Source organism: Microbacterium sp. (assembly GCF_051953575.1).
In the GTDB taxonomy this organism is placed as follows: Bacteria; Actinomycetota; Actinomycetes; order Actinomycetales; family Microbacteriaceae; genus Microbacterium.
The window spans coordinates 1-8380 of sequence record NZ_JBQCIP010000195.1 but is presented as its reverse complement, the minus strand read 5'-3'; the positions used below and the strand labels follow the sequence as shown (position 1 = coordinate 8380).

The 8380-nt window shown below is 70.3% G+C and carries 9 protein-coding genes; 7 read left to right on the top strand and 2 right to left on the bottom strand.

The features are described 5' to 3' along the window. From ACTHNQ_RS11945 to ACTHNQ_RS11920, 6 genes are all read left to right on the top strand, one after another. Nucleotides 1-1455, top strand: a 1455-nt coding sequence (locus ACTHNQ_RS11945) for a transketolase-like TK C-terminal-containing protein (RefSeq protein WP_440333658.1), incomplete at its 5' end; no start/stop codon positions are given. 7 nt (nt 1456-1462) lie between these two features. Then, nucleotides 1463-2683 carry a PucR family transcriptional regulator gene (locus ACTHNQ_RS11940; RefSeq protein WP_440333656.1) on the top strand — a complete coding sequence of 407 codons (1221 nt, stop codon included), beginning with the start codon at nt 1463-1465 and terminating at the stop codon, nt 2681-2683. Between the two features lie 101 nt (nt 2684-2784). Then, the gene (locus ACTHNQ_RS11935; RefSeq protein WP_440333654.1) at nt 2785-3696 is read left to right on the top strand and encodes an ACP S-malonyltransferase; all 912 of its coding nucleotides are present in this window, start codon (nt 2785-2787) and stop codon (nt 3694-3696) included. 13 nt (nt 3697-3709) lie between these two features. Further along, nucleotides 3710-4711 carry a beta-ketoacyl-ACP synthase III gene (locus tag ACTHNQ_RS11930; protein ID WP_440333652.1) on the top strand — a complete coding sequence of 334 codons (1002 nt, stop codon included), beginning with the start codon at nt 3710-3712 and terminating at the stop codon, nt 4709-4711. A 91-nt stretch (nt 4712-4802) separates the two neighbouring features. After that, a complete protein-coding gene (locus tag ACTHNQ_RS11925) occupies nt 4803-5051 on the top strand; it encodes an acyl carrier protein (RefSeq protein ID WP_013586517.1) in 249 nt (82 codons plus the stop codon). Between the two features lie 59 nt (nt 5052-5110). Next, nucleotides 5111-6349, top strand: coding sequence for a beta-ketoacyl-[acyl-carrier-protein] synthase family protein (locus ACTHNQ_RS11920; RefSeq protein ID WP_440333650.1), 1239 nt, complete (start codon nt 5111-5113; stop codon nt 6347-6349). A 167-nt stretch (nt 6350-6516) separates the two neighbouring features. Here the strand turns inward: ACTHNQ_RS11920 and ACTHNQ_RS11915 are convergent, their stop codons facing one another. Together ACTHNQ_RS11915 and ACTHNQ_RS11910 are read right to left on the bottom strand one after the other, a co-directional pair. After that, nucleotides 6517-7020, bottom strand: a complete 504-nt coding sequence (locus tag ACTHNQ_RS11915) for a DUF3145 domain-containing protein (protein ID WP_440333648.1) — start codon at nt 7018-7020, stop codon at nt 6517-6519. A 146-nt stretch (nt 7021-7166) separates the two neighbouring features. Continuing rightward, nucleotides 7167-7940, bottom strand: a complete 774-nt coding sequence (locus ACTHNQ_RS11910) for a hypothetical protein (RefSeq protein ID WP_440333647.1) — start codon at nt 7938-7940, stop codon at nt 7167-7169. A 163-nt stretch (nt 7941-8103) separates the two neighbouring features. On the opposite strand from ACTHNQ_RS11910, the gene ACTHNQ_RS11905 reads away from it, so the two are divergent. Beyond that, nucleotides 8104-8380 (top strand): DUF262 domain-containing protein (locus ACTHNQ_RS11905; protein WP_440333645.1); only part of this gene is annotated, 277 nt, incomplete at its 3' end.

Below are 8380 nucleotides of genomic sequence, written 5' to 3'. Positions count from 1 at the left end.
GACCTCAAGCACTTCCGCGACTCCATGCGGATCCCGATCTCGGACGCGCAGCTCGAAGAGAACCCGTACCTTCCGCCGTACTACAACCCCGGCGCGCAGGACGAGACGATCCAGTACATGCTCGAGCGCCGTCGCGGCCTGGGCGGATTCCTTCCGGAGCGGCGCAGCCACCACGTCGGTCTGCAGCTGCCGGGCGACGACGCATACGCGCTGCCCAAGAAGGGCTCGGGCACGCAGGAGATCGCCACGACGATGGCGTTCGTCCGCCTGCTGAAGGACCTGCTGCGTGCGAAGGACTTCGGTCACCGCATCGTGCCGATCATCCCCGACGAGGCGCGCACGTTCGGCATGGACGCGTACTTCCCGACGGCGAAGATCTACAACCCGCACGGCCAGAACTACACCTCGGTCGACCGCGAGCTGCTGCTCGCCTACAAGGAGAGCCCGCAGGGCCAGATCGTCCATGTGGGCATCAACGAAGCCGGCGCTGTCGCCGCCTTCACCGCCGCCGGCACGTCGTACGCGACGCACGGCGAGCCGCTGATCCCGGTGTACGTCTTCTACTCGATGTTCGGGTTCCAGCGCACCGGCGACGCCCAGTGGGCGGCAGGCGACCAGATGGCGCGCGGCTTCATCATCGGCGCGACCGCGGGTCGCACGACGCTGACCGGCGAGGGCCTGCAGCACGCCGACGGCCACTCGCAGCTCCTGGCGTCGACCAACCCGGCGACGGTGTCGTACGACCCCGCGTACGGATACGAGATCGCGCACATCGTGCGTTCGGGTCTCGACCGCATGTACGGCGGCAACCACCCCGACCCCAACGTCATGTACTACCTCACGGTGTACAACGAGCCGCTCGTCCAGCCCGCCGAGCCGGCGGATGTCGACGTCGACGGCATCGTGCGCGGCATCCACCGCATCTCGGTCGCCGAGGGCGAGGGCCCGCGCGCCCAGCTCCTCGCGTCGGGCGTGGGCGTGCCGTGGGCGCTCGAGGCGCAGCAGCTGCTGCGCGACGACTGGGGCGTGCAGGCCGACGTGTGGTCGGTCACGTCGTGGTCCGAGCTGCGCCGCGACGGTCTCGCCGCCGACGAGCACAACTTCCTCTACCCGGGCGAGGAGCCGCGCACGGCGTACCTCACCGAGAAACTGCAGGGTGCCGCCGGTCCCGTTGTCGCCGTCAGCGACTTCATGCACGCGGTCCAGGACCAGATCCGTCCGTGGGTGCCCAACCGCTTCGCGACGCTGGGTGCCGACGGCTTCGGCTTCTCGGACACGCGCGCCGCCGCCCGCCGGTTCTTCAAGATCGACGGCCCGTCGGTCGTGGTGCGCACGCTCCAGTCCCTGGCCGAGGAGGGTGTGGTCGACCGCAGCCTCGCGGCTCAGGCGATCGAGAAGTACCGCCTGCACGACGTGACCGCCGGAACGAGCGGGAACGCGGGCGGCGAGAGCTGATCCGCCCATGGGCAAGCCTGTCGAGGTGATGGACAAGTCCGAGACGCTCGCGTGGCTGCGGCGCATCTCGGGCGACATCGCCACGGTCACCATCAAGAGGCTCGAAGACACGCTGCCCTGGTACGCCGAGATGCCACCGGCCCGACGGTCCGCCGTCGGGCTGGTGGCCCAGGCGGGCATCACCTCGTTCATCCAGTGGTACGACGACCCCGGCTCGACGCCGTGGATCGCGTCCGACATCTTCGCGGCGGCGCCCCGCGAGCTGCTGCGCAGCGTGAGCCTGCAGCAGACGCTGCAGCTGATCCGGGTGACCGTCGAGGTCACCGAGGAGCGCGTCGCCGGAAAGGGCGATGACCTCCGCGAGGCCATCCTCCTCTACTCCCGCGAAGTGGCCTTCGCGGCCGCCGACGTCTACGCGCGGGCCGCGGAGGCTCGGGGGCTGTGGGACGCGCGCCTGGAGGCGCTCGTCGTCGATTCGATCCTGACCGGCGAGGCCGACGAGGAGCTGCCCAGCCGCATCGCGGCGCTCGGGTGGCACGGGCACGGCGAGGTCGCGGTGCTCGTGGGCACGACCCCTGCGCAGTTCGACGTCGACCAGCTGCGCCGCACTGCCCGCAAGCTCGACGTGGACGTGCTCATCGGCGTGCAGGGCTCACGCCTCGTCTTGGTGCTCGGCCGCGCCGAGCCGCCGGCGGGGTCCGAGGACGTCGCCCCGGAGCTGCCGTTCGGCGAGATCGCGAAGCGCCTGGAGCCGGGGTTCGGCGCGGGCTACCTCGTGCTCGGCCCCACGGTGCCGGCGCTGGTCGACGCGAGCCAGAGCGCCCGGGCGGCGCTCGCGGGGTTCGCGGTGGCCCGGGCCTGGCGGCACGCGCCGCGACCGGTGGAGGCCGATGACCTGCTGCCCGAGCGGGCGCTCGCGGGCGACCCACTGGCGAAGCTGACGCTGGTGGAGCGCATCTACCGTCCGCTGCAGTCGCACAGCGCGGACCTCGTCTCGACGCTGTGGGCGTACCTCGACAACGGCCGGTCACTGGAGGCGACGGCGCGCGAGCTGTTCGTCCACCCGAACACCGTGCGGTACCGCCTCAAGCGGGTCTCCGAGGTGATCGGGTGGGATGCCACCGGCCCCCGCGAGGCCCTCATCCTTCAGACCGCGCTCATCCTCGGATCGATCGGGACGGATGCCACCCGCCGGCGTCCCGCTGCGGCCCGGCGCGGTCCGCTCTGACTTCTCGGCCCCACGTCGGTGTGGGACGCGCACAAAGCTCTGCGGAATTCTTGTGACGGTGTCGCCAGAACCCGCGGGGTGATCCTTGGCAGGATGGAACGGTGCGTATCGCTGTCTTTCCCGGGCAGGGCTCCCAGTCCCCCGGCTTCCTGACTCCCTGGCTCGAACTCGACGGCACCGCCGACCGGCTGGCCCAGTACTCCGAGTGGTCGGGTGTCGACCTCGTCGCCGCCGGAACCGAGTGGGACGCCGACCGCATCCGCGACACCCAGGTCGCACAGCCGCTCATCGTCGCGGCGAGCCTGCTGTCATGGAACGCGCTCCCCGACCGCGCCGGCATCGCCGGTGTGGCCGGCCACTCGGTGGGCGAGTTCGCCGCTGCTGCGGCCGCCGGCATCCTGAGCGAGCAGGCCGCACTCACCCTCGTCGGCATCCGCGGACGCGCCATGGCCGAGGCCGCTGCGGCCGCCGAGACCGGCATGAGCGCCGTGATCGGCGGCGACGAGGCCGCCGTGCTCGCGCGTCTCGCCGAGCTCGGTCTCGCGCCGGCCAACTACAACGGCGGCGGGCAGCTCGTCGTCGCGGGGGCCGTCGAGGCCCTGCAGACGCTGGCCGCCGAGCCGGTCGCCGGCACGCGCGTCATCCCGCTGCAGGTGGCGGGCGCCTTCCACACGCACTACATGGCTCCGGCTGTCGAGGCGCTGCGCGCGGCGGCGGCCGAGGTCGCGGCATCCGACCCGTCCGTCACCATCTGGACCAACCGCGACGGCTCGGCCGTCGCCTCGGGCGCCGCGGTCGTGGAGCTGCTCGTCGACCAGGTCGCCTCGCCGGTGCGCTGGGATCTGTGCATGGCGTCTTTCGCGGACACCGGTGTGTCGGGCATCGTGGAGCTGTCGCCGGCGGGGACGCTGGTCGGACTCGCGAAGCGTGCTCTGCGCGGGACCCCGGCCGTTGCCGTCAAGACACCCGACGACCTGGAGGCCGCCGCCGCGCTGGTGGCCGCCGCCGCCTGACCCGGAGAGAAGCATGACCCGCACCCTCGTCCAGCCCACCGGGCCGGCCCACACCCGCATCTACTCCTACGGCGCCGCCCGTGGCGAGATCGCGGTCCCCAATGACGACCTCATCGGTCCCATCGACTCCAGCGACGAGTGGATCCGTCAGCGAACGGGCATCGTCACCCGCATGCGGGCCGTTCCCGAGACCGATGCGATCGACCTCGCGACGGATGCCGCACGCGAGGCCATCGAGCGGTCCGGGGTGGACGCGAGCCAGGTCGACGCGGTGATCGTCGCCACGATCAGCAACCCGAAGCAGACGCCGTCGGTGTCGGCGATCGTCGCCGACCGCGTCGGCGCCAACCCGGCGGCGGCGTACGACCTCAACGCCGCGTGCGCGGGCTTCGCCTACGGCATCGCGCAGGCGGACGCCCTCATCCGTGCCGGCGCCGCGCACTACGCCGTCGTGATCGGCACCGAGAAGCTCAGCGACATCGTCGACCCGACCGACCGGAGCATCTCGTTCCTGCTCGGTGACGGGGCGGGCGCGGCCGTGGTGGGCCCGAGCGACACCCCGGGCATCGGCCCGACCGTGTGGGGCTCGGACGGCTCGAAGGCGGACGCCGTCGGCATGAACCACACCCTCACCGAGTTCCGCGACGGCGCCGCGCCGTGGCCGACGCTCCGCCAGGAGGGCCCGACCGTGTTCCGGTGGGCCGTGTGGGAGATGGTGAAGGTCGCACGCCAGGCCCTCGAAGAGGCCGGGGTCGAGGCCTCCGATCTGGCCGCCTTCGTCCCGCACCAGGCGAACATGCGCATCGTCGACGAGTTCGCGAAGCAGCTGAAGCTGCCCGAGAGCGTCGTCATCGCCCGCGACATCGAGACGACCGGCAACACGTCCGCCGCGTCCATCCCGCTGGCCACGCACCGCCTGCTCGAGGAGCACCCCGAGCTGAGCGGCGGACTGGCGCTGCAGATCGGCTTCGGCGCCGGACTGGTGTTCGGCGCCCAGGTCGTCGTCCTCCCCTGACCCGGCGAGCCGCGACCCTAGACTGATTCCCGGCCCGTCCGGGCACCGAAATATCCCTGACCCACAGGCCCCTAACAAACAGGAGAATCCCATGGCATTCACCAACGACGAGGTCCTCGCCGGACTCGCCGAGCTCATCACCGACGAGACGGGCATCTCGGCCGACGAGGTCGCCCTCGAGAAGTCGTTCACCGACGACCTCGACATCGACTCGATCTCGATGATGACGATCGTCGTCAACGCCGAGGAGAAGTTCGGCGTGACGATCCCCGACGACGAGGTCAAGAACCTCAAGACGGTCGGCGACGCCGTCACCTTCATCACGTCCAACCAGGCGTAATCCCTCCGGTGGGGGCTGCGGCCCCCACCGGCATGAACCCCATGAGGATCTAGAACGACATGAGCAACTCCCGCATCGTCGTGACCGGCATCGGCGCTTCGTCGCCGCTCGGCGGCACGGCTCCCGAGAGCTGGTCCGCGCTCCTGGACGGCGTCTCCGGCACCCGCACCCTCGAATACGACTGGGTCGAGCAGTACCAGCTGCCCGTCACGTTCGCGGCCGAGGCCAAGGTGCGTCCCGACACCGTGCTCGAGCGCCCCGTCGCGAAGCGCCTTGACCCTTCTTCGCAGTTCGCGCTCGTCGCGGCGATGGAGGCGTGGGCGGATGCGGGCAGCCCCGAGGTGGAGCCCGAGCGCCTGGGCGTGGACTTCGCGACCGGCATCGGCGGGCTGCACACCCTGCTCGACGGGTGGGACATCCTGCGCGAGAAGGGCCCGCGACGGGTGCTGCCCATGACGGTGCCGATGCTCATGCCCAACGCGGCCGCCGGCAACCTCTCGCTGCACTTCAACGCCCGCGCGTATGCGCGCACGGTTGCGAGCGCGTGCGCGTCGAGCACGGAGTCGATCGTGAACGCGATCGAGCACATCCGTGCGGGGTACGCCGACGTCGTCATCGCGGGTGGCACCGAATCGGTCATCCACCCGGTGACGCTGGCCGCGTTCTCATCCATGCAGGCCCTCTCGAAGCGCAACGACGATCCTGCGACGGCTTCGCGCCCGACGAGCATCGACCGTGACGGCTTCGTCATGGGCGAAGGCGCCGCGGCGCTGATCCTCGAGACCGAGGAGCACGCGCGTGCACGCGGCGCGAAGATCTACGCCGCTGTCGTGGGCGGGGGCGTCACCGCGGACTCGTACCACATCACCGCCAACGACCCCGAGGGTCTCGGTGCCTCGCGCGCCGTGCGCCTCGCTCTCGACATGGCAGGCGCCTCGGTCGACGATGTGACGCACATCAACGCGCACGCCACGTCGACTCCCGTCGGCGATCCGAACGAGTACAGCGCGCTGCGCTCGGTGTTCGGCCCGCGGATCGACGAGATCCCGGTGTCGGCCACCAAGGCGTCCACCGGGCACCTGCTCGGCGGCACCGGCGCGCTCGAGGCGATCTTCACCGTGCTGGCGCTGCGCGACCGCGTCGCTCCCCCGACGATCAACCTGACGACACAGGACCCCGAGGTGCCGTTCCGCATCTCGGGCACTCCGACGCCGCTGGGCGACGGCGATCAGCTCGCCATCAGCAACTCGTTCGGCTTCGGCGGTCACAACGCCGTCGCCGCGTTCGCCTCGGTCTGAGGCATCCGCCGCAGATCGTCGCAGACGACGAAGACGCCCTCCGGGAAGCCTCCGGAGGGCGTCTGTCGTGTCAGGCGGTGGTTCGCGGTCCCGCAACCCGGGATTCATGGCCTCCGAGCCTCGGTAATGGCGCCTCGCACCGCCTGCGTCTGTTGAGGTGGGCTGCGTCAGCCCACCTTGTGGAGCCACACGACGGGTGCGTCGTCGCTGGCGTGGCGGAACGGCTCGAGCTCTTCGTCCCACGCCGCGCCGAGCGCGACCTGGAGTTCGCGGGTGAGCTCGAGCGGGTCGCTGCCCGAGATCTCGAGCGCGTATCGGATGCGGTCCTCCCCGATGACGACGTTGCCTGCGGAGTCGGTCTGGGCGTAGTGGATGCCGAGGCCCGGCGTGTGCAGCCAACGACCGCCGTCGCTGCGCGGCGTGGGATCCTCGGTGACTTCGAACCGCAGATGCTCCCAGCCGCGGATCGCGGTCGCGAGGGCGGCGCCGGTGCCCGCCGAACCCTCCCAGTAGAACTCCGCACGCCGACTGCCCGCCAGGACCGGCTGATCCGTCCAGTCGAAGCTCACCGCGCGGCCGAGTGCGCGGCCCACGGCCCATTCCAGATGGGGGCACAACGCTCGTGGCGCAGAGTGGATGAAGATCACCCCGCGCGCCTGTGGTGTCGCCATGATCTCTCCGTTCGTCAGGTGCGTCTTCCCCTACGACCTGGGACGGTGTCATGGCTGCTGTTCGGTTGTGCTGCCGCCATTATGGCCGAGAGGGCGTGGAAATCACAAGACTGTGATTTCCACGCCCTCTCGGGGGTGAGGGAGGCTCAGGCCTCGCTCATGGCCTGGACCTCGGCCTTGCCCTTGGCGGCGTAATAGGCGGCGCGGGCCGCGTCGCGGCGGGCCTGCTCGGCCTGGCCGGCGTCGAGGACGTCCTGCGGAACCTCGAACTGAGGCGCCGTCGGCACGCCGTGGTACTTCTCGATGTAGGCGTCGAGCTCGGGGCCCGACTCCCACGAGGTGATGAGGCAGTAGCGCGGCTCGGTGCCGTCGTGGTGCACGGCGTGCCACAGACGCTGCGTGTCGACGATGAGCTGCGCGCCCGCCGGCAGCGCCACGCGGTACTCGATGCTCGGGTCGGTGCGGTTCTCACGCAGCACGAAGTAGCTGTTCTTGTCGTCGGTGAGGTTGAAGAATCCGCGCACGACCCAGCCGGTGCCGTCCGGGTTCAGGCGGTTGTTGTCGTCCTGGTGCAGGTTGTACAGCGCGTCCGCGTACGAGTTCGGCTGCAGTTCGATGATGCGGCAGCGGCCGACGTTGGCGCCGGGCTCCTGCGCGCGCTCGGTGAGCGTCGGCGCGAGCGCGGTCTGCGCGGGGATCCAGACGCCGTCCTTGTCGGTGCGCGGCGGCGTGTGGTTCCAGAAGCCGTTGCACTCGATCTCACCCTTGGCCGACGCAAGCGGCGCGAAGCGGGTGTCACCCGACGACTTCCAGTCGACGTACTCGATGTCGAGCCATTCCTTCGGGTCGATCTCCTTGCCGTAGGAGTCGAGCACCACGAAGCCGGTCTCATCGAGAGCGGCGGACTTGATGTAACCCATGACGAATCATGCCTTTCGGTCAGTGAGCCAGCACGTTTTAACAGGCTCAACTTAGGCAAGCCTACCTCGGGGCTCGGAAGGGGCCCGGTGGCCCGGCCGTGAATAACCGGGCCCGCCCGTCGCCCGGCTCCCGGGTATCCCGCCCTCATAGACTGGGAAGGCTATGGTCACTGCCACGAACGTCGACGCAACTGCTGTCAACACGGTCGGGTGGCTGTCAGCCGCGGACTGGACGATCGTCGTGCCGGTCTACCAGCGGCAGTACCGGTGGGACATCGGCGGGTGCGAACAGCTCCTCGCCGACATCCGCGCGGTGGCAGACCTCGACGACCGTCACATGCACTTCATCGGGTCCATCCTGTCGTCCGCGAGCGGCGAGGGTTCCGACGCGGAGCTGGTGCTGATCGACGGTCAGCAGCGGACGACGACGCTCATGCTGC